The following is a 20,721-nucleotide window of genomic DNA, read 5'->3' as shown; positions in this document are numbered from 1 at the left end:
GAAGTAATTTTTTCATAGTTCACCGATATTATGATTATAAAAACCCACCGCACATTGATATATACAGAAAGGTGTAAATACGGAGACTACCTTTTTATTTTCTTATTAATTATTTTGATTGTATGAAATGTATTTATAGCTACTGCTCATATTCAGTAGCTATTATTTATTTTAATAAAAGTTAGATTTAACTATTTAACCAATTCTACGGCTTCACGAACTAATACAGCAATCTCATCCCACTGCTCGTTCTCAATCATCTTCGGAGAGACCATCCAAGTACCACCGCAACATACAACGCGATCGACTGCTAGGTAGCCATTGACGTTGTGTTTGCCGATACCGCCCGTTGGCATTAGAGATACATCAACATATGGCGCTAGCAAAGATTTCACCATGTTGATGCCACCAGAGGCTTCCGCTGGGAAGAACTTCAAGAAGTTAAGACCAAGCTCAAGCGCTTGCTCTACTTGGCTTGGGTTGTTTACGCCCGGAACGATTGGCATACCGAGCTCTTGGCAACGTTTTACTGTGTTTGGATTCAAGCCCGGTGCTACGATGAATTCGCTGCCCGCCTCTTTCGCAAGGTCGATCTGCGCTGGCGTTAATACTGTACCAGCACCGATACACATCTCTGGGTAGGCATCACGCATCGCACGAATCGAATCCGCTGCCGCTTCGGTACGGAACGTCACTTCTGCTACTGGCAGGCCGTTTTCTACCAACACTTTTGCTAGTGGAATCGCATGTTCCACCTTGTTGATTTGGATAACAGGGATAACTTTGAACTGCTTAAGTGTGTTGATCATTTCTTGAGACATAATAAATTCGCTTTGTTTTTCTATTTTTTAATTAAGTGATTCATAGCGCTTACCGGGATGATCGCGCCTGAGTACTGAATAACGGTAGAAGCCAGTTGGTGACCGAGTTCAGCTGCATCATTGGTGCTCTCACCTGCAAGACGCGCCGCCAGATAACCCGCAGCGAAGGAGTCACCCGCTGCGCAGGTGTCGACCACGTTAGAAACACGAGTCGCGGATACATAACTCTCAATAACATCGCCTTGTTCAACTTGAACAATCTTGCATGGCTCACAGCCACGTTTGATGATGACCTCTTGGCAGCCTAAGCGAAGGCAGCGTTGTTGAGCGCTCTCGCTATTGCCCCAAACCAGCAGGTCGTCGTCTTCGGTAATCAGTGCGATATCGACCAATGGCAGTAACTTGGCGTACCAATGCTGAGCTTGTTCAGTCGTCCAGAGCTGCGGGCGATAGTTGTTATCAAAAATCACCTTGCCGCCTTGATTTGAGAACACGCTGATTGCTTTGAATAGGCGATCACGAGAGGCGTCATCTAAAATCGCAATGCTGATACCGCTGATGTAAACCGCGTCGACTTGTTTCTCTGTCAAAGCGATTTCAAGCTTATTCAGATCACTAGCTTGAAAGTAAGATTTTACTGCCGCGTCGTTGCGCCAGTAATGAAAGTGTCGCTCACCCGTTTCGTCTGTTTCTACCATGTATAAGCCAGGCAACTTGTTTGGAATGCGTTCAACGAAATTGGTTTGAATACCTTCTAATTGCCAACTATCAATCATGCTCTGAGACAATTCATCGCTACCAAGGCCTGTAGCGTAATGCACCGATAGCTTTTGATGTTGAGTTAAGCGAGAAAGGTAAAGCGCGGTATTAAGCGTGTCACCGCCAAACTTTTTGGTTAATGGAGAGCCGCTGATTTCGACCATACATTCGCCAAAGAAAGCAATATTGAAATGAGAAGATGCAGGCATAGCCGATCCTAAAATAGAGAGATAAATGGGGAAGAAGGCCCTGCCATTAAGCAGGGCCTGAATTAAGCAAACCAGTTGTGGAGACTAGGTTTAGCTTGTTTGATTTGCAGGACGTTGAGGTGCCGCTTCTTCTTCAAGTACACCTGAATCAGACATTTCCATCTCCATCAGAGCGCGTTCATCATCAAGAATCGCTTTCGCCATTTCTGGTGTTACTTGGTTAGCCGGAGTACACAGGCTCACTGCCACACCTGCTGCTAGAGCAAACAGACATGAAGGAATCACAGGGTTGCCCCAGAAAGCTGTGTAGTCAGCGTTTAGCATCACTACGAATGAAGCCACAGAAGCACCCGCTAGCGTTGCAAGCGCACCCTGCCAGTTGTAGCGTTTCCAGAATTTACCCAACATACCGCACACGAACATGCCCGACATTACCGTTGAAATCATCTTAGTGATGTAGCCAATGATGTCGTTCGACGTCAGTGCGAACAGCAATGCAAAACCAATCACCACAATCAGTGCCAAGCGAGAGTAGTTCAGCATTGATTCTTTGTTTGGTACGCGGCCTGTGAACATCACGTACACGTCACGCAGTAGGATAGACACGCCCGCAATCGCATCTGAGCTTGCACTCGACATGGTTGCAGATAGGCCTGCGATAAGAACAATCATGCCTACGCCAACTGGAAGAACCGTTGCAGCTACGTATGGGAACGAGTAGTTCGGGTTATCCAGCGTTGGGTCAATAGCGTGTGCCGCCATACCAATGATTGCTGGAATAATAGAGAAGAAAAGGTACAACACACCAGAAGCGACGAATGAGCGACGGATAGTTGAAACATCTTTACCAGAATAGATGCGCTGGCGGAATGAAGGTGTTGCAAGTACGCCCACACCGATAACCACAGCCAGAGAAACAGCAGGCAGAATGCCCAGTTTATCGATTGCTAAAAAGCTTGTAGCAGCAGGATCCATCGCAGCGTAAAGGTTGTCCATGCCACCAATGTGATCAACAGACATTACCGCCATCAAGATGAAGCCAGCAAAAAGGATGATTGCTTGAATCGTATCGGTCCATACAACTGCTGTGTAACCACCGATAACAACGTAGATAGTGAAAGCTGCAGCAATAATAATTTTCGCAAGGTTAAGGTCGATGTCTGCAATCCACGCTAGGTACATGCCGCCACCTAGAATGTGCGCACCTAACCAACCGATTGACGCGATAAAGATAAGTAGGCCAACCACGTTTTTTACGATTCGGTTAGCGCCAACGTAATAAGCCAGCTCTTCACTCATGGTCATGAAGTTCAGTTTACGAACCGGAGCAAACCAAAGTGCAAGCAATAGGATGCCCACAGCACCGCCAATTCCGTACAGAGCACCTGCCCAGCCATTTGCGTAGCCGAAGCCAACCGCACCCATACTTGAGCCCGTGCCGACCATAGTCGCGACGGTTGTACCCAGAACTAAGAATAATGGCAGGCCACGGCCGCCTAATAAGAAATCTTCGCCAGATTTTTGATTACGCGAGACAAACCAGCCTAACCAAATTAAAAATAATACGTACACGCCGAAGCCTGTAAGAAAAAGTGTGCTGTTCATTTGACACCTCTCAGTGAAATATTAAGCTCATTCCTGAACTTTTATTTATGATTCATTCATTTTATATTTCATATAATTACTTTATTGGTTTTGTATATTTTAATTAAAGTAATTTTTATAAATGTAGGGTGAGAGTATTAAAAGATAATAACAGGGATGACTACCCTCTAGTACTCTCTAAGTAGGTTATTGTGATTAGGTTATAACTAAACGCGATCAGCGCGGTAGCAAGTCACATCTACTTCAACTTTCACGTCTACTACTAGGTCACAGACCATGCAGATACGTGCCGGTGGGTTAGCACCGAAGAACTCCTTGAATACCTTATTAAAAGATTGGAAGTAACGAGAATCCGTTAGCACAACCTTTACGTGTACAACGTCTTCTAGGCCGTAGCCCGCTTCAGTCATGATATCGACACAGTTTTGGATCGCTAGGCGAGACTGGTCAACAATGCCACCCTCAACCACTTCACCATCTGTCATCGGTGTCTGGCCAGAAACGTACAGGAAACCACCCGCTTCAGTTGCGCGTGCAAATGGTAAATGTTGTCCGCCTGTACCTGTACCGCCTTCAACACCGTAACGTTTAATAGTCATTTTTAACTCCACTTATTTATAGATAATATTGGCTTTATAGATAAAACAGTTTCTGTTCCAATATATTTAAATTAATTCGTCGTTTTTATATTTACCGTAAATTTAATTTGATAATTAAAATCTAATTTCGGTAAATAAAAACGCCTGAACGATTATTTTTCACTTTTCCTTGCTGGTAAGTTAACTCACCATTTACAAATACGCTTTCTATTCCCTCAGCAACTGAAATAGGATTTTCAAATGTTGCTGTGTCTTTAATATTCTTTGGATCAAATAAAACTAAATCGGCAAATGCACCGCAGCGAACTTCGCCTCGGCCCGCTAAGTTGTAACGCTGAGCCGACATTCCGGTCATTTTGTGAATCGCTTCTGGCAACGAGAACAGTTTTTCATCTCGGCAGTAGTGACCCAATACTTTCGGGAAGGTGCCCCACAATCTTGGGTGTGGATGCGGGTCATTCGGTAAACCGTCAGAACCGACCATGGTTAACTTGTATTTCAAAACGCGCTTTACGTCGTTCTCATCCATGCAGTGATACACCGCACCGGCTGGTTGAAGTGCTTTCGCTGCATCCATCAGAGGTAGATTCATTTGATCAGCAATCTGCTTAAGCGTTTTTCCTGCATGTTCTGGCTTTGCTTCAGACCAAGTAATGAAGATATCGAAATCGTCCGTCACCTGTTTCAAATCCAGTGTTGAAGAGCTCGCTGAATATGGGTAGCAGTCACAAGACACATCTTGGTGCTCAGAAACCTTGTCCATCAAATCAAGTACTTCAACGGTTCTGCCCCAGTTGCCCGCACCTGCACATTTAAGATGAGAGATAACAACGGGCACTTTCGCGTATTGTCCTGTCTCAAACGCTTCTTCCATCGCGCTTAAGATCTCTTCAAATTCGGTACGCATATGCGTGGTATAGATGCCGCCATGGCTAGACAGTACCTTTGCTAACTGCATCACTTCGTTGGCATTCGCTTGTTTCGCACTTGCGTAAGCCAGACCAGAACTCAAACCTAATGCACCTTGCGCCATCGCTAAATCAAGGTTGGTTTGCATCGCTGCAATTTCATCTTCGTTTGCGGTGCGTTGCAGGTCGTCCATCACTTGGTTACGCAGTGTGGTGTGGCCAACCAACGCTGCTACGTTTACTGCGGGTTGAGCTTGCTCTACCGCTTGTGCATACGCCGCAAAAGTTGGGTATTTAAAATCAGCCTGCGCACCTAAAAGATTCATTGGGTCAGGTGGATCACCAGCCAAAACCGTTGGTGATGCGCTGATGCCGCAGTTGCCAACAATCACGGTTGTCACACCTTGGCTGATCTTCGGTAGGCAGTCTGGGTAACGAATTACGTTGGTATCGTCATGTGTATGTACATCGATAAATCCAGGAGCCAATGCTAAGCCTGCTCCCTCAACCAACTGGCCACAATCTTCGTGATCGACTTGACCAATTTCGGCGATTTTTCCATCAAGGATTGCTACATCGGCACAAAACGATTGTTCGCCGGTGCCGTCAAACACCTCTACATTTTTGATTATCGTATCGAACAACATTTTTCACTCTCTCAATCCACTGTGTTGATGGAGCTATATTAAGAATCCAGCCGATTATTTTCAGTGACAAAACACACATAATATTTTAATTTGTGTGATAGTTTCTACCACAAATTAGATTACAGATATATTTAAAGATTAAATAACAACAACTTAAATCATGTTAGGAATCAGCAATGAAACATAACCCTGTACAAAAAGATGTTATAAAGTATCAAAAAGATAGTTTCGTCTTGACTGAAAAAGGCCAAAAAGGGAGAGCAGTATCACAATCTGAGAACGGTATTTACCGACTGGTTGATGAAGATATTTCGCTTCCGGTAGCAATTATCAAACAATCAGCGTTGACCAATAACCTGAATTGGATGCAATCATTCGCCGATCACCATCAGGTTAAATTGTCACCGCATGGCAAAACATCAATGACCCCTGCTTTTTTCCGCCAACAACTAGAAAATGGCGCTTGGGGTATTACAGTAGCGACACCTGCACAAACAGAAGTTGCCGCTATGGCGGGTGCAAAACGAATCATCATGGCCAACCAGTTGGTGGGTAAAACCAACATGGCGATCGTTGAACAGCTGATCAGTGAATTTGATGTCGACTTTTACTGTTGTGTGGATTCATCGGTAAACGTGCAGCAACTTAACCAGTATTTCGCCAACACCAAACAGACACTAAAAGTACTGATCGAATTTGGTGTACCGGGCGGTCGCTGTGGTTGTCGTTCACCGGAAGAAGTTCTAGAACTGGCACAAACCATCCAAGACACACCTGCCCTTTCGCTCGCGGGTATTGAGGTGTATGAGGGTGTGATTCACGGTGACAACGCAGAACAAGATATTCGCACCTTCTTGAAACAGGCACTGACTTCGGTCGAAAGCCTCGCATCAGATGGCCTAATTGTAGGGCAACCTATCATCACGGGTGCTGGCTCTGCTTGGTATGACGTGGTTGCAGAATGTTTAGCGAACCTAACCGATTACTTGGCGATCATCCGCCCGGGCTGTTATGCCATTCACGACACAGGGATCTACCTAGACGCTCAAAGCAAAGTGTTGCAGCGTGCCCAAGTAAACCAAGGTTACGCGTGTGAATTGGGTGGAGATCTGGAATCGGCACTTGAGGTATGGGCGTATGTCATCTCTCGCCCAGAACCGACCAAATTAGTGGTTGGGTTAGGCAAGCGTGATGTGGCCTTTGATGCGGGTTTACCTATTGCCGAACGCGGCTATCGCAATGGCGAAGCTATCTCAGTGAAAGGCTTAACCTCTACCGCCGTGATGGATCAGCATACCTTTGTTGAAACAGACGGCTCTTCTGAAATTGAAGTGGGCGACATGATTGCGTTCTCGACCTCACACCCGTGTTTAACCTTCGACAAATGGCGCTACATTGCCATCAGCGATGACGAACATCAGGTGATCAACTGGGTGGAAACCTGTTTCTAGGTCGATTTTTCAATAAGCTAGAATCAACGAAGCAATAAGATATACTAACGGGGCTAAGGCTTAGTTTTATATAGGTTAGTGCTAAATAGCCTAGTTCTAAATAGCTTTGTTCTTACGAGCTAAGCTCTTAAAAACTAAGCCATAACGGTTAGCCCCATCAACAAAGGATCAAGATTCTTGAGTTTAGAAGTAGATATCATTTCACAGATAACAGAGCGTTTTCCCGCTCTTCGTGATGCAGAAAAGAAAGTGGCTAAGCTGATCATGGACGACATTGATTTTGCTGCAAACGCCAGCATCACAGAGCTTGCTGAAAGCGCTCAAGTGAGTGAAGCCACCATTACGCGTTTTGCTAAGGCTATCGGCTGCAGCAACGTACGTGATATGAAGATCAAGCTCGCTCAAACACTGACAGTCGGCCAACGTTTTATTCTCGAACCTGTTGACCAAACGGGTTATCAAGGTATCTACGAATCGATCAAGCAGAGCCTAGACATCAACCGCACCTTATTCAAAGAGCAAGATGTTGAAACTGCAGTCAGCTGGCTGCATAACGCCAGACAGATCATTGCTATCGGCATGGGGGGAGGCTCGACCATTGCCTCTCAAGAGCTGCAACACCGATTGTTTCGTTTAGGCTATCCAGTGGTCTCTTACAATGATGGCTTAATGTCACGCATGGTTGCTGCGACAGCAGATGCCAATGACGTGATGGTGATGATTTCCGCGACCGGTTTTACGCCAGTGATTACTGAAACGGCAGAGTTGGCTAAGCAGTACGGGCTTAAGATCATCGCAATAACCCCGCAAGACACACCACTGGCGAAGATTGCAGATATCTTGCTGCCTATCAAACACATGGAAACCGACTTCATCTACAAACCATCGGCATCTCGCTACGCAATGCTGGCATTAGTGGATGTGCTTTCGATGGGTATGGCGGTCAATCATAAGAACCGTTCGCGCGACAAACTGCGCCGCTTGAAGGTTGCTTTAGACTCCTACCGAGGCGGTGGCGATAGACAGCCCCTAGGTGACTAACGAATTAAGGATAAAATGAGCTTAAATTCTGGCGAGCGGCAGTCCTTTACTAGCTCGTATAAGCTCATTTCTAACCCTGTAATTTGCACGCCTACAGCTACTAGTCGACGGATAGCCAAATTTTTATTCTGGGCTGCTCGTGAACTAACACAATCACTAACCACCTGAACCTTATATCCAAGCTCTAACAGCCCCATTGCGGTTTGATACACGCAAATATGAGCTTCAATGCCACACACTAACCAAGTATCGATATCCTTAGCTTGTTGCACCGCCTCAACAAATTTAGGTTCATCACACGCGTTGAACGTGAATTTAGGTATCGGCTTAATATCGTTCAATAAGTCATTTAGTTCGCTAACTGTGGGTCCCAACTTCTCTGGGTTTTGCTCCAAGCGAATGATTGGTAGCCCTAATGCCTGCGAGCCTCTAATCAGCTTTCTACAATTAGAGATCAGCGCATCGCTCTCATCAACAAGGCGTGCCAACTTGCCCTGAACATCTACAGCCACCAAGCCTGTCTTTTGTCTCATTAGCATGTGTATTCCTTATTTTTGGCAGCCTAACTGACTACGCAATCTGATGGATATATTTTCTACTATGTAACGATTCAGCTTACAAAGCCATACAGTAATAGGTATAAGACTACGGAATAATACTCACCAACGGTCGAAAGGTCGCAAAACAAAAATGATTGATACTGGCATGACATTAAAGAGTGAGTAACCAAGATGAACAAAATAACAAAATCAGCATTAGCACTGGGTTTAATCAGCGCAGTTTCTCTTCCAGCTTTAGCTGCAGGTACTGACGGCGGTGCGTACATTGGTGGCGGACTTAGTATCTACCAAGACTCTGACACAGACGGCCACGGTAGTTTAGATTCAGATGGCATGGGCTACAACCTATACGGCGGCTACCAATTCAACCGTATCGTTGGCGTTGAACTTGGCTACACAGATTACGCAGACTACAAGCAGGGTGCTACCAAACTATCACCGACATCTGTATCTGTATCAGCAAACCTAGGTTATACATTCGACAACACAATCCGCCCATTCGTTTTGGCTGGTTTAAGCTCTGTTGACCTAAACGCAAATAAAAGTGCAGGTTACGCTGATGACAGCGGTACGGGTTTCCACTTTGGTGTAGGTGTTGAATACACGCCAATCGAACACCTAACGCTACGCTTGATCTCGCAAGCGGATGCAGTAAGTGTCGATGACTATTCTTATGGCAATGGGTCACTCAAAAACGATGACCACACGCTTGCCTTCAACAGCATTAGCTTCGGTGGTTCATACAACTTCTAATGTGATTGAACCACATAGAATAAGCTGAACATACTAATTCACTTTGCTGTTCCACCTTGTCATGAAGGTCACTCAGTAAAGTGAATTTTTGTATTTACACACCTATCGCGTCATTTCACTTTAGTCGGTTTATCGCCGCCTATCTGAGCTTTATGCGTTGATATTAGAGCTTTCTTGGTAGCCAGACTAAAATAAAGGGATAAGAGACGCAGGAAAATAAGACCTATGAATCTACCAAGCTTAAACATGTCGATAAACAAGCTGCCTTTTGTGTTGGCCGTGTATTACCTGCTTGTCATCAACCTACCTCTCACCCAAGAACTGTTTAGTATTGTTCAAGCATCGAAGTCTGAAAGCGTTGCGTTTCTTATATCCATTCCTATCTTCTTCCTTTCTGCCTTTAATTTCATCTTCCAAGTCTTCAACTGGCCTATCTTCTCTAAGCCATTTTTCATCTTATTGCTGATCACCTCAACCTTAGTCAGCTACAGCATGTTCAATTACGGCATATTCGTCGACTACGGCATGATAGAGAATGTGTTTGAAACCAATAGCGGTGAAGCAGCCAGTTATATCAGTGGTCACTCGATCTTATGGCTACTAACGATGGGCGGTATTCCATCACTCATCTTGTTGTTTACCAAACTTGAAAAAGAGTCTTGGAAAGATTTCTTTGTCTGGAAATCGATTGGCTTACTTTCTTCTTTGATCGTCATTGCGATTATTGCCGGGCTTTTCTACAAAGATTACGTATCGTTTGGACGTAATAACTCTCACATCAAAAAGATGATTATTCCGACCGAGTATGTGGCATCAACGGTCAAATACATCAATAACACCTACATCAAACAGCCCATCCCTTATCAAGAATTGGGGTTAGATGCTCAACTCAAACCACAAGCAAAAGCCGCAACCAAACCGACCTTTTTGGTGTTTGTACTTGGCGAAACCGCTCGCGTGTATAACTACCAGTATTATGGCTATGAGAGAGAAACCAACGCTCATACCAAGCCATACAACCCGATATTTTTCTCTGATGTTCAGTCGTGCGGAACAGCCACCGCGGTTTCTGTGCCTTGCATGTTCTCGAACATGAATCGCAGTAACTACGATCGCGACAAAGCCTACAACCAAGATAACGTGGTCGACATTATGAACCGCGCAGGCATCCACTCTATCTGGCGAGAGCATGATGGTGGGGATAAGGCTGTCGCGCATCGAATCAAAGAGATGACGCTCGTCCCAAAGGACAGCGACCCGTTATGTAATAACGACGTATGCTACGACACAGCCATGCTAGAGAACTTCGAGCAAGATACTCAAGATCTTAAACAAGATAGCATCATTTTCTATCATATTTCGGGATCTCACGGCCCAACGTACTTTGAGCGTTATCCAGAAGAACATAAGAAATTTACGCCTGATTGCGCTCGCGCCGATATTGAAAACTGCACCAAAGAAGAAGTAGTTAACACCTACGATAACACCATCTTGTACACGGATTTCTTTCTCTCACAGGCTATTCAAAAGCTAGAGAAACTCACCGATAAGTACAATGTCGCGCTGATGTACATTTCCGACCACGGTGAATCTTTAGGGGAAAACGGCGTCTACCTACATGGCATGCCTTATTCGTTGGCACCGAAAGAGCAAACCCATGTGCCGATGATAATGTGGATGTCTGATGGTTTTGCCGAGCAAAAAGGGATAAACCAAACCTGCTTGAGAAAGGCAGGCAAAGAACAGAGCTTCTCCCAAGACAACCTATTCGACTCTTTACTCGGCTTGATGGACGTACAAACCAAAGAATACCGAGAGAGCCAAGATATCTTCGCTTCCTGTCGCTAGTATCAAAGAGCGACTGATACATATTCCAACCAAAGGGGCTCATTTATGAGCCCCTTTTTTGGTCCAGAAAAAGTTGTCGTTTTTATTCAATACCGGCCTAAAGCACTCGCCTACACTTGCTGCCATTGAAACGACAGGAATTAACGCGATGTTAGACATCAAAAAAATCAAAACACTTAACGACTTAAGTGAATTAAAAACGGCTTACTTTTCAGAATCGACAGCACCACTTGATGGCATGTGGCACTTTGGCTTTGTACCTATGTCTGACCATTACGGCTTTTACGAAGGCGACAAGCTTGTCGGTTATTGCGTATTGAATGGTGAAGGCTACTTACTTCAATTCTATCTAGCACCAACTGCCAACACCAATATTGCAGACTTGTTTACCTTAATCGTAGAAAACAACAGCTCTGTGGTTGGTGAGGTGAAAGGCGCATTTGTGAGTACGGCTGAACCACAATATCTGTCACTATGCTTGGACAATACTGAGTCCTTCAAAGTCAACGCACTGATGTTCCGCCAGTGTCCAACAGCCGTCGCAAGCAGCATTGAAAACATCGAGATGACTCTCGCGACGGAAGAGCAACTCGATCAACTAGTCGAATTTGCTTCATCAGCGATTGGCGCGCTTAAAGAGTGGCTCAGCGGTTACTACAGCAACTTAATTACTCGCCAAGAGCTGTGGGGTTACTGGGAAAATAGCAATATTATCGCAGCCGGTGAGTGTCGTAAGTTCGATGAACACCAAACGCAGTATGCCGACTTAGGCATGATTGTCGCTGAGCAAGAACGAAGCAGAGGCTTAGCAACACGCGTACTGAACTTTCTAACACAACACGCCACCAGCCAAGGTTTAGAAGTTATATGCTCGACCGAGAGCAGTAATATCGGTGCGCAAAAAGCAATTGAGCGAGCTGGTTTATCATCAAAGCATCGCATCTTGCAGTTTGACTTTAACTAATTAAATACTCAGCCTAGCCCTTGCTCTGCTGAGTATGCTCAGGTGCAGCTCCAATACTAGGCATAATCCCTAAGGATAAAACTGTCGCCGACAAGGATATCCACATATAGTTGTGATGATACTCATCAAAAATAGAAGTTCGAATGATCAATTGGTTACAGTCTCCTCAATCCTCCGTTGTTGCTCAATACATTGATTGTTATTGGCTTATCGAGAAAACGCCAGATGCTCAAACTCATCAGTTTCCGATACTCAACCCTGACCCTTCAGCACATTTGATTCTGTCGCCAAGCGATCAACCATATCACTACACAATAGAGCAACAAGTCCAACAAGGAATTGGTAGTCACCTACTACTGCCCCATCACAAAGCCATAAAACTGGATCACTCAAAGCCGTTTATCCACTTTGGCATCAAGTTCCATGTAGGGGCTCTGTACTCGCTCACTATCCCTGATTGCCCGCACCCAAGTTTAGATCGCGTCAACAACATCGACCTTGCTGTTCTACTCAACAATTATGATGCCGATGTAACGTCACTGATTAAACTTGCTCAAAGCGACTTTAAAGCTTGTTGCCAACAGTTGGATGATTTACTGCTGCCTTGGCTATCGACCGCTAAAACCGATAGACATAGCGAGCTCACTCGAAAAGTGCTGGGTGTGCTTGGTTCAACGCAGATTGCTGAACTTGGTGACAAGCTGTTTTGCTCACAAAGAACACTAGAGCGAGGCTTTAACAAGGTGACAGGCCTAACGTTAAAACAGTGCCAATCAATGAACCGACTCGAAGCGATGCTCGAATACCTTTATAAGAAAGAGTTGAGTGACATAGACTGGCTAGACGTTGCCTTTCAATTTGGGTTTAGCGACCAACCACACCTGATTCGGTACCTAAAGAAGACCATTGGTCTCACACCAAATACCTATGCCAAAGAAGGTGGGTTAACCATAGATGTTTATGGCGGTGTCAGGCCAGAGGAAAGAACTGCCTGCGCGCTAGATCTCTGTCTATCGTGTCCCATTCGTAGCAAGTTTTATTGAGTTTAGAATTGCGACTCCATATACTGGAAACACCATCAGACGGAGGGCAATAATGAATAATAAAAACAAACACATAGTTTTAATTCATGGTCTATATATGCCTGCGTTGATCATGCAATATCTAGATAGAAATTTTAAGAAACGCGGCTTCACCACCCATAAGTTCGCCTACAACTCACTGCGCTTTCCATCCGCAGCAAAACGCCTAAATCGCTTCGTGAATGCTCGCTTTGATGAGCACGATGAGGTCTATTTCTTTGGTCACTCACTCGGTGGCTTACTGATTCGTCATTACTTTAAATTCTACCAACCACACTTCGCTGACACCTGCATCATTACAGCGGGTACACCTCACAATGGGGCAACCATAGCCAAAACGCTCTCGAATCATGGACTTGGATTTATCTTTGGTTCTACCAAACACATCCTCAACGATGGGCTGGGCGACTACGATAATGATGTGCCAATTGGTGTGATTACTGGCACCTACGACGCTGGCGTGGGACGAATCGTATTAGGAAAAAATCATGGCGATGGTACGGTCACTCTTGAAGACGCAAACCTAAAAGGTGCTACGGATACCTGTGCACTCAACCTCAACCACACCGCGCTAGTGTATTCGAAAGAGGTGGTGCAGCGGTCGGTAGAGTTTATTCACGACAAAAAATTCTCACCGACGAAACATTAATCTTTCGCAACGTCACTCAGCTCCTAGAAACCTTAAACCACCTTTAGATATCGAAGCGTCATATCGCAAATGGAATAAGGGTTATTCTTCGATCTTTGTTATTCCCCGCCCCTCCAGAGCCTATTACTATTTCAATCAAAAACAGATAGTTAGCCAGAAAACCTTTACCCATCACCAGCTAAGTCGAAAGGCGACTTTTCACAACTCGAGTAAAGGTGTTAATCCAAGTCGAATTGTTATTGATAATCAGCGCCACAACGAAATTCGACTCAAACCAATTAATTGGTGACAAAGGATATAACATGACTAACTACAAACACTCTCTCATCGCGCTTGGCGTTATTTCAGCACTTACTCTGTCTCACTCAGTAACAGCAGCAGAAAATGAGGTGCACGATGCCGACCCTCGTAATACGGCTTGGCGTGGTGGTATCGCTTCTGATGATAACGGCGAGATCAAGCTTGTTGCGGGCGGAGGGTTCAATAACCTCTACGGAGGCGATGGTGTAGAAACTCAAACCATCATGATTGGTGAATATTTCACGCAGTCAGAGGACTTCCGTTTTCGCTTAGCGAACTTCGACTCACGTTTTGGTGGTGTCTATGTCGATACTTATCTCACCGACACAACAGACATGTACACAGCGGGCTACATGCTGCCATTGACCGCTACCAATGGTAAGACAATGTTCTTCCCGTCGGTCAATTATTCGTACGTCGATTTTGACACTGACCAAATCGCGCAAAACATCCAAGGAACCATTGTACCTAACTCCATGAGCGGATATTCAACAGGTACAGGTCAAACCGCGCTTAATAATGCCCTTATGAACATCAATGGTAGCGCAGTGAAAGACGTATTAGGTGGGGATGATGCGCATATGGCGTCGGTCAACTTATACGGCCTTCAGCCATGGAACGATACCTTCTACACCGTATTCCAAGCCTTTGGTGGTTCAAGCTACGGTGGCGTAGAGATGGAAATGGTGGATTTGATGCTCTTACAAGGTACGCGAACCGAGGTTGGCGGCGCGATTTTCAACATCTACCTAGAAGCGAAATACACCAACATTAAGCTGAACGACATCAACATGCCTCATAAAGACTACTTGCGTGGCGAGGAAACCAAGATCTCTGTCGGCTTCGACTGGCGTTTCTAACCCGCTCCTCCAAATGACACCAGAAAGGACTCTGGTTTCATAACACTTATTCCATTCTTACATTCGACTTCGCTTAATATGGGAACATGATGATTGACAATATTGACCTCAAAGCAATGAGAATGCTCATTGACCTAAACGAAACTCGCAACACTTATGTGACCGCCGAGCGACTAGACCTATCACAATCTGCCGTTGCTCGTATGCTGAGTAAGTGTCGTACCGCACTCAACGACCCAATTTTTGTTCGCGCATCTGGAAAGTTACAGCCCACTAGTTTTGCCGAACACTTGCTATCTCGCCTACCCAATATCATCAGCGAAATTGATGATGCCATCAGTGCCAACCAAAAGTTCGAGCCAGTACAACTAAAAGGTAAGATTCAGATCTGCATCAATCGCCCAATCCAGTCACGATTTGGTCCCGAATTGTTTACACGTTTATCTGCCGAAGCACCAAATGCGACTTGGTACTTAAAAAGCTGGGAATCTACGGCCGTCGAGCAGATCTTAGATGGGCGAGTATTAATGGGAGTGAACTATTACAGTGACCATTTTCCAAAATCAATCACGCAAAAGATGGTCGCAAAGGATCAATTTGTCGTGCTGGCTTCAGAGAATCATCCACTTGCCCAGCTCGACAGCATCTCTATAGAAGCCGCATTAGAATATGGTTTTATTTCACTGACTTTGCCGGGCTGGGATGAAAAGAACACTCACCTAAATAGAGTATTCGGTCGCTCAGAGCGCTCCCCTCTCATTCGCTTGCAAACCGATAGCTTACACTTGGCAATGCAAGTCGCTCGTACAAATAACATGCTCTTGCCCGCCTCTTTAAAAATGAACACGGGTTATACCGGTCTCGTTCCACTAAAACTAGACTTTAGTGGCGCACATATACCCAATGCGAATGTGGTGAGTAGTGTGGCGTATAAAAATGCGAATAAACCCGTAGTGAACTGGTTAAATGAGCTTTTAGCAAACCTAGTAAAAGATAAAAACCTATGAACATTTCCAACAAACTCGGGTTTGTGTATTCAGCGCAGCTTGGCAATAAAAAAGTCTGGGTCAAACGATGTGGTGAAGACAAAAGAGGATGGTTAAATCGAGCAATTCATCACCTCTCTACTAAGTTGGGAGTTCTAAAACATTGGCAATTGAGTTCCGCGTTATGCCCTCAGGCTCGCTTCCAACACGAACTCGCACACCACCAACATTTTCAAAGCTTGGGGTTACCTGTCCCAAAAATTGTTTATCATACCCGTCACTTTTTCATTACCGAAGACCAAGGTATGAGAATTGACCGCTGTAATAAAGCAGCTAACGCAACCCAACTTTCGCTTGCCTTTGATGCTTTAATTCAATTTCATCAAGCTGGGGTCGTTCATGGTCGCCCAAGTATGAGAGATATTGTGTACCACCCTACATCAGGAGTTCACTTGTTGGACTTAGAAGAAGCAAAAGTCAGCAAGTGTCCTAAATTGAAGGCTCGTGATGCATTCCTCTTAATATTAGATTCATACCGCTTGTATGGAGTATCTCAATCCACTCGTGTACATCTCTTACTGCGTTGGTTAAAAGTATCAGGGGCTAACTCTGCACAATACATGAACTCGATACTCACCTTGTTAAAACTGGGTTTATGGGTCCCTGCGATCATAGTCAAGTTCCGCAACAATAGATTGTCAAAACAATTGCTACTTACCTTTAGGCTTCTTGAAAAAACAAAAGATCAATATCTGAAAAACAACACCTTTGCCTCGTAATATCGGCTATTCCCAAACTTCACCAATAACTAAGTATCGTGTATGTCATCCAATCACTGAGTGACAACCGCTATGTTTCACTACAATCAAACCAACGACGCTAAGGACAGCTTCGGTAAAAAGATAAAGAATGGCTTCTTTACCATCACCAAGTTTATAGTCAAATCTTGCGTGATAATCGGTGCTCTCATTGGAGCATCTGTCGGCTTATCCAAACTTGGGACCATTCATGGCAAATCCTTACCAGAGAACTATTTCATTGATGGTCACCCGACGATATTAAAATTGCTCGATTCAGAGGTCTTTATGGGCTTCGTGTTTTTTGTCACAGTCGCCATCCTCGTTTATGTCTTATATCTGTTGTGGGAATTACACGAAATAGCAGTCCATAGAGCCGCCAAGATGTCGAGTGCGCATACTCAAATCGTCTTTGCGCTCTCCTTATGTGGCCTGTTTATCGATAAAACATGGTGGGTGCTCGCCATCATCATTGCCTTTGCCCGCTGGGATATCCTCGCTGACGCGATTTCGGGCATCATCCGCAACGGCAATTCAACAACCAAGACTGCTAAGGAGTAACCCATGAAAGAGATCATGCTTCCCTACATCTTAATCTGTTGGATTTTAGTTAAAGCAGGAATTGTTCGCTGGACACTGAAAAACGCGACAATCATCGTCGGCATTGGTGTGTTACTCGCCTTCGCTCTATTTACCGCCCACAGGTTCTGGTCTCCTGCTGACCTCACCGACAGTACGACAGTCAAAGCGCCTCATGCAGTGTTAAGCCCATTGATCGGTCAGGAGGTTGAGCAAGTGTTTGTCGATCACAACCAGTTCGTAAATAAAGGCGACCTGATTTACACACTACGTTCGGTCGATACTGAATCGCAAATGAAAGGGCTAGAAGCTCAAAAACAAGCCGCACAAGCAGAAATATTAGCGCTCACACATCAAGTAAACAATGATAAGCGAACACTGCAACGCTTAACGCAACTGGGCGATTTTTCACAAGAATCTCAACGCGATGAAATTCGCACTCGAATTGATACCACCAACGCGAAAATGGCTTCTGCTCATGCTCAAATACTAAATATTGAAGCGCAAATCGCGACCGCAAAATGGCAGAATGAACGCCGTGAAGTGCGTGCTCCATTTGATGGTCAACTCTCTATTTCGAACATTGTTGACGGCACCCGTGTAGGCAACATGCATCTATACGATGTAAATAAGAAGTTTGTTGAAATGCGCATAGCTGACCAAACCTATAGCCGCATCAAGGTGGGGCAATTTGCGGAGTTTTACGTCAACGCCTACCCGGGTGAAATCTTCCGAGGCCGTGTCCATAGCCTGACGACCGGTACTGGTGAAGCAAGGGTTTCGGTAATGAACGGGTCACAACACGTAAGACAGCATGTCGGCAACAACATGAATGATCATGGCCGAACTGTCGTCATCGAGTTTGATGAGCCAGAAGGCTATAACATTCCTATCGGAGCGACTGGTTCTGGTTGGGTATCAGCGACCAAGCCTCACCCTATGCTCGGCTTCATGGACATTATTGGCGGAGTGACCGTTCGACTCAAAGCCTATAAAGCTTATCTTTCGGCTTTATAGCTCACAGAGAAGTCACAAAAAGAGAGGCCTAAATTAGCCTCTCTTTTCGCACATGAACAACAAAACTGCCTCACTCTTGATTAAGAATAGGTGTGACTAAATCACACAGCCACTGTGTTTGAGGGGAATAACGACGCGACGACTTCATGATCAAAGCCACCTCTAGGCTCAAGTCCGGCTGGGTTTCATCCATCACTTTCGAATATTGCAACGTATAGAATTCATCCATTAACTGCGACATTAACTGATAGTTATCGACAAATACTTGAGGCTCAATCGTAGGGTCAAGCTTATGAAAGTGATGTATTTGGTCATTAACACCAGGAACGACAAATTTAACGTATTGTTTAGACTCAACGTTGCCAATAAATGCTCCAGAACCACGGTGAAGACGTTTTTGATAGAAGCTCTGAGGCTTATCACTTAGTACGTGTACTCCTAGATCGACCTCTCCTTGCAAGATCAAACTCTCACTGGTGTCTCCCCATGTACGAATATCAATGACGGCATTCGTCTGACTTCTAATAGCTTGAATTATCGCTTTTCCTCTAGTGACTAAATAAGGCTCTGCAATGTGCAGCGTGACCGTTTCTAGTTGTCTAGGGTCAAACTTTTCGGGTTCTAATGCTTGGTTTAACTGCCCCAGTGCAGCACTGATTTTCGGCTCTATAGAAACAGCATAAGTCGTTGGGGTTAACCCTGTTGAGTTGCGTAGAAATAGAGGATCACCCAAGTCTTCTCTCAACTTCGCTAGAACCTTTGAAACGTAAGACTGAGAACGACCAATAGCCATCGCAGTGCGACTCGTGGATTGCGTTTTCATCAGCGAAACAAAAACATGCAATGTATTTAAGTCATTCATAGCTGGACCTCATTAATAAATCGTCGCAAAGTAAACGTAATATGCGATTAAGAGACCAAAACATAAGAACTCACACACTGCTGTTTACTCAGGCACAAAAAAAGCGAGCTCCCTTGAGCTCGCATCACAGAAAACGCCCTATTGAGCAATAGATAAGGAAGAAGTGACTTCTTTCTGGAAATCCAGAATTGAATCTAGACTCACTGGAAGGTAGTTACGGAACAGAGCGTTCCAGTTCTCAGATGTCTCAATATTATTGATTGCGTTGGCACCGCAGTTGAAGCTCACTGTGTATGAGCCATCTTCGTTCTGAGTCGCATCTGTAGAGTTCATACGGAATGTGTCAGTCACAACCCAGCCATTCGCGTCATAAGCAGTCAGAGACCAAAATGCCGAACGATCATATTGAAGTTCAGGTGCGTCAAATGTCATTGTGGAGCACTTTGCTGCTCGGGAATTTTCATCACCTGGCATCACAACAAAGTAGAAGGCGTCTTGTGCTGTAAGCCCCGCCCAACCTGCCGTATTTGCCATGTGGTAATGTGGGTATTCGATATCTGCAAGGTCAGTAATAAAGCCTTTGTGGATAACGACCTCAGCTGGAGCACGACGAATGATGTCCGTTCTTAGCTTATTGAAGCTTTCTACATCATATTGGACTGGTGATACATAATCCGTCTTAGCTGAATTGGTCACCTTTACTTTATCTTGTCTTACGTTCACTTCTGCCATGCCAGCGTCATCAAATGACTTAGGCTGGGTACGCATAAACAGGTAAACATGATTGCCTTTCGTCAGCTGATCAGCATCAATAGTCATGACTTCACCAGGGTAAGCAACACCCAGTGTCACGTGGTTTTCATCAAAAACTTGTACTGACTGATACAGCTCGCCCTCAGGCATACTTATTGTCACACCTTCAGAAGCATCAAATACACCGTAAGAGTAGATAGCATCGAAGTTTGAGCGAATGATGGTTTGGTTATTCAGGTCGATACCGGAACGTTCGTGACGGAACTCATTACCGCCATACAAAGCAATTTCTTCGGAAAAGTATTTTGCCGTTTCAGCTTGGATTAGGTTATCGAGCGTGACTTCAACACCGCCTTTTTCAGAGAAAGACGTGTTGCTTGGTAGAGCGACACCATTTTGTCCTACACCACCATCAGCGATAGCACCAAAAGACGTTGCAGCGATGGCCACGGATAACATTGTTTTTTTCATAATTGTTCCTCGTTGGGCTACCTCCTTGTAGCCAGGATAATTGACTTAATTGTTCTGTGGTAAATATAACGAGTACGTATTAATGGAAGTAGGTAGAGGGGGCTATGCTGCTTATAAGCACTGTTTATGTCACAACGGGAGACGATTTCCACATTTACATACAAAGTAAATAGAGCAGTAATTAACAGAAATTAACCACT

20 protein-coding genes are annotated in these 20,721 nt (G+C 44.8%); 12 read left to right on the top strand and 8 right to left on the bottom strand.

The annotated features are described in order from the left end of the window. Positions 1-191: 191 nt before the first annotated feature. The 5 genes from ATB74_RS01665 to ATB74_RS01645 form a co-directional block, all read right to left on the bottom strand. The gene (locus ATB74_RS01665; RefSeq protein ID WP_061016117.1) at positions 192-821 is read right to left on the bottom strand and encodes a bifunctional 4-hydroxy-2-oxoglutarate aldolase/2-dehydro-3-deoxy-phosphogluconate aldolase; all 630 of its coding nucleotides are present in this window, start codon (positions 819-821) and stop codon (positions 192-194) included. Positions 822-841: 20 nt separating this feature from the next. Further along, positions 842-1,789: a sugar kinase gene (locus tag ATB74_RS01660; protein WP_061016115.1), complete on the bottom strand. Its 948-nt coding sequence runs from the start codon at positions 1,787-1,789 to the stop codon at positions 842-844. A 90-nt stretch (positions 1,790-1,879) separates the two neighbouring features. Next, positions 1,880-3,394 carry a sodium:solute symporter family protein gene (locus ATB74_RS01655; RefSeq protein ID WP_061016113.1) on the bottom strand — a complete coding sequence of 505 codons (1,515 nt, stop codon included), beginning with the start codon at positions 3,392-3,394 and terminating at the stop codon, positions 1,880-1,882. Positions 3,395-3,600: 206 nt separating this feature from the next. Next, positions 3,601-3,993, bottom strand: a complete 393-nt coding sequence (locus tag ATB74_RS01650) for a RidA family protein (protein ID WP_061016111.1) — start codon at positions 3,991-3,993, stop codon at positions 3,601-3,603. 121 nt (positions 3,994-4,114) lie between these two features. After that, positions 4,115-5,548, bottom strand: coding sequence for an N-acyl-D-amino-acid deacylase family protein (locus tag ATB74_RS01645; RefSeq protein ID WP_061016109.1), 1,434 nt, complete (start codon positions 5,546-5,548; stop codon positions 4,115-4,117). 176 nt (positions 5,549-5,724) lie between these two features. Here ATB74_RS01645 and ATB74_RS01640 point away from each other — a divergent pair, with 176 nt between their 5' ends. Then, a complete protein-coding gene (locus tag ATB74_RS01640) occupies positions 5,725-6,999 on the top strand; it encodes an amino acid deaminase (protein WP_061016106.1) in 1,275 nt (424 codons plus the stop codon). A gap of 177 nt (positions 7,000-7,176) precedes the next feature. After that, positions 7,177-8,040 carry a MurR/RpiR family transcriptional regulator gene (locus tag ATB74_RS01635; protein ID WP_060980783.1) on the top strand — a complete coding sequence of 288 codons (864 nt, stop codon included), beginning with the start codon at positions 7,177-7,179 and terminating at the stop codon, positions 8,038-8,040. On the opposite strand, the gene ATB74_RS01630 is transcribed toward ATB74_RS01635, so the two are convergent. Continuing rightward, positions 8,037-8,579 (bottom strand): hydrolase, encoded by a 543-nt coding sequence (locus ATB74_RS01630; RefSeq protein ID WP_061016104.1) that lies wholly within the window; start codon positions 8,577-8,579, stop codon positions 8,037-8,039. The two genes, ATB74_RS01635 and ATB74_RS01630, sit on opposite strands and share 4 nt — an antisense overlap. Before the next feature lie 192 nt (positions 8,580-8,771). Between ATB74_RS01630 and ATB74_RS01625 the strand changes: the two genes are divergently transcribed. From ATB74_RS01625 to ATB74_RS01580, 10 genes are all read left to right on the top strand, one after another. Next, on the top strand, positions 8,772-9,353 hold the full coding sequence (locus ATB74_RS01625) for a porin family protein (protein ID WP_061016102.1): 582 nt from the start codon (positions 8,772-8,774) through the stop codon (positions 9,351-9,353). A 225-nt stretch (positions 9,354-9,578) separates the two neighbouring features. Beyond that, positions 9,579-11,201, top strand: a complete 1,623-nt coding sequence (locus ATB74_RS01620; RefSeq protein WP_061016100.1) for a phosphoethanolamine transferase — start codon at positions 9,579-9,581, stop codon at positions 11,199-11,201. A 148-nt stretch (positions 11,202-11,349) separates the two neighbouring features. After that, positions 11,350-12,165 carry a GNAT family N-acetyltransferase gene (locus ATB74_RS01615; RefSeq protein WP_061016098.1) on the top strand — a complete coding sequence of 272 codons (816 nt, stop codon included), beginning with the start codon at positions 11,350-11,352 and terminating at the stop codon, positions 12,163-12,165. A gap of 143 nt (positions 12,166-12,308) precedes the next feature. After that, positions 12,309-13,208, top strand: coding sequence for a helix-turn-helix domain-containing protein (locus ATB74_RS01610; protein ID WP_061016096.1), 900 nt, complete (start codon positions 12,309-12,311; stop codon positions 13,206-13,208). A gap of 52 nt (positions 13,209-13,260) precedes the next feature. Continuing rightward, positions 13,261-13,896, top strand: coding sequence for an esterase/lipase family protein (locus tag ATB74_RS01605; RefSeq protein WP_061016095.1), 636 nt, complete (start codon positions 13,261-13,263; stop codon positions 13,894-13,896). A 302-nt stretch (positions 13,897-14,198) separates the two neighbouring features. After that, positions 14,199-15,056 carry a hypothetical protein gene (locus ATB74_RS01600; RefSeq protein WP_061016093.1) on the top strand — a complete coding sequence of 286 codons (858 nt, stop codon included), beginning with the start codon at positions 14,199-14,201 and terminating at the stop codon, positions 15,054-15,056. Positions 15,057-15,145: 89 nt separating this feature from the next. Further along, entirely contained in the window at positions 15,146-16,063 is a 918-nt protein-coding gene (locus ATB74_RS01595; protein WP_061016090.1) for a LysR family transcriptional regulator, read from the top strand. Next, positions 16,060-16,821 carry a hypothetical protein gene (locus tag ATB74_RS01590; protein ID WP_061016089.1) on the top strand — a complete coding sequence of 254 codons (762 nt, stop codon included), beginning with the start codon at positions 16,060-16,062 and terminating at the stop codon, positions 16,819-16,821. The genes ATB74_RS01595 and ATB74_RS01590 overlap by 4 nt, the downstream gene beginning before the upstream one ends. A 72-nt stretch (positions 16,822-16,893) precedes the next feature. Continuing rightward, entirely contained in the window at positions 16,894-17,400 is a 507-nt protein-coding gene (locus ATB74_RS01585; protein ID WP_244270896.1) for a magnesium transporter, read from the top strand. Between the two features lie 3 nt (positions 17,401-17,403). Then, positions 17,404-18,435, top strand: a complete 1,032-nt coding sequence (locus tag ATB74_RS01580) for an HlyD family secretion protein (protein WP_061016087.1) — start codon at positions 17,404-17,406, stop codon at positions 18,433-18,435. 70 nt (positions 18,436-18,505) lie between these two features. On the opposite strand, the gene ATB74_RS01575 is transcribed toward ATB74_RS01580, so the two are convergent. Together ATB74_RS01575 and ATB74_RS01570 are read right to left on the bottom strand one after the other, a co-directional pair. Next, complete coding sequence (locus ATB74_RS01575) at positions 18,506-19,297, bottom strand: LysR family transcriptional regulator (protein WP_061016085.1); 792 nt, start codon at positions 19,295-19,297, stop codon at positions 18,506-18,508. A 138-nt stretch (positions 19,298-19,435) separates the two neighbouring features. After that, positions 19,436-20,521, bottom strand: coding sequence for a DUF1214 domain-containing protein (locus ATB74_RS01570; RefSeq protein WP_061016083.1), 1,086 nt, complete (start codon positions 20,519-20,521; stop codon positions 19,436-19,438). Positions 20,522-20,721 lie beyond the last annotated feature (200 nt).

The sequence above is a fragment of the Vibrio splendidus genome (genome assembly GCF_001557875.1).
In the GTDB taxonomy this organism is placed as follows: Bacteria; Pseudomonadota; Gammaproteobacteria; order Enterobacterales; family Vibrionaceae; genus Vibrio; species Vibrio splendidus_F.
The sequence above is the reverse complement of the archived record's forward strand: the minus strand, read 5'-3'. Positions and strand labels throughout refer to the sequence as shown.

What these genes read in the sequence shown, in the direction of transcription:
- ATB74_RS01665 (WP_061016117.1), bottom strand. Translation starts at nt 821, where the DNA reads ATGTCTCAAGAAATGATCAACACACTTAAGCAGTTCAAAGTTATCCCT.
- ATB74_RS01660 (WP_061016115.1), bottom strand. Translation starts at nt 1,789, where the DNA reads ATGCCTGCATCTTCTCATTTCAATATTGCTTTCTTTGGCGAATGTATG.
- ATB74_RS01655 (WP_061016113.1), bottom strand. Translation starts at nt 3,394, where the DNA reads ATGAACAGCACACTTTTTCTTACAGGCTTCGGCGTGTACGTATTATTT.
- ATB74_RS01650 (WP_061016111.1), bottom strand. Translation starts at nt 3,993, where the DNA reads ATGACTATTAAACGTTACGGTGTTGAAGGCGGTACAGGTACAGGCGGA.
- ATB74_RS01645 (WP_061016109.1), bottom strand. Translation starts at nt 5,548, where the DNA reads ATGTTGTTCGATACGATAATCAAAAATGTAGAGGTGTTTGACGGCACC.
- ATB74_RS01640 (WP_061016106.1), top strand. Translation starts at nt 5,725, where the DNA reads ATGAAACATAACCCTGTACAAAAAGATGTTATAAAGTATCAAAAAGAT.
- ATB74_RS01630 (WP_061016104.1), bottom strand. Translation starts at nt 8,579, where the DNA reads ATGCTAATGAGACAAAAGACAGGCTTGGTGGCTGTAGATGTTCAGGGC.
- ATB74_RS01625 (WP_061016102.1), top strand. Translation starts at nt 8,772, where the DNA reads ATGAACAAAATAACAAAATCAGCATTAGCACTGGGTTTAATCAGCGCA.
- ATB74_RS01620 (WP_061016100.1), top strand. Translation starts at nt 9,579, where the DNA reads ATGAATCTACCAAGCTTAAACATGTCGATAAACAAGCTGCCTTTTGTG.
- ATB74_RS01615 (WP_061016098.1), top strand. Translation starts at nt 11,350, where the DNA reads ATGTTAGACATCAAAAAAATCAAAACACTTAACGACTTAAGTGAATTA.
- ATB74_RS01610 (WP_061016096.1), top strand. Translation starts at nt 12,309, where the DNA reads ATGATCAATTGGTTACAGTCTCCTCAATCCTCCGTTGTTGCTCAATAC.
- ATB74_RS01605 (WP_061016095.1), top strand. Translation starts at nt 13,261, where the DNA reads ATGAATAATAAAAACAAACACATAGTTTTAATTCATGGTCTATATATG.
- ATB74_RS01600 (WP_061016093.1), top strand. Translation starts at nt 14,199, where the DNA reads ATGACTAACTACAAACACTCTCTCATCGCGCTTGGCGTTATTTCAGCA.
- ATB74_RS01595 (WP_061016090.1), top strand. Translation starts at nt 15,146, where the DNA reads ATGATTGACAATATTGACCTCAAAGCAATGAGAATGCTCATTGACCTA.
- ATB74_RS01590 (WP_061016089.1), top strand. Translation starts at nt 16,060, where the DNA reads ATGAACATTTCCAACAAACTCGGGTTTGTGTATTCAGCGCAGCTTGGC.
- ATB74_RS01585 (WP_244270896.1), top strand. Translation starts at nt 16,894, where the DNA reads ATGTTTCACTACAATCAAACCAACGACGCTAAGGACAGCTTCGGTAAA.
- ATB74_RS01580 (WP_061016087.1), top strand. Translation starts at nt 17,404, where the DNA reads ATGAAAGAGATCATGCTTCCCTACATCTTAATCTGTTGGATTTTAGTT.
- ATB74_RS01575 (WP_061016085.1), bottom strand. Translation starts at nt 19,297, where the DNA reads ATGAATGACTTAAATACATTGCATGTTTTTGTTTCGCTGATGAAAACG.
- ATB74_RS01570 (WP_061016083.1), bottom strand. Translation starts at nt 20,521, where the DNA reads ATGAAAAAAACAATGTTATCCGTGGCCATCGCTGCAACGTCTTTTGGT.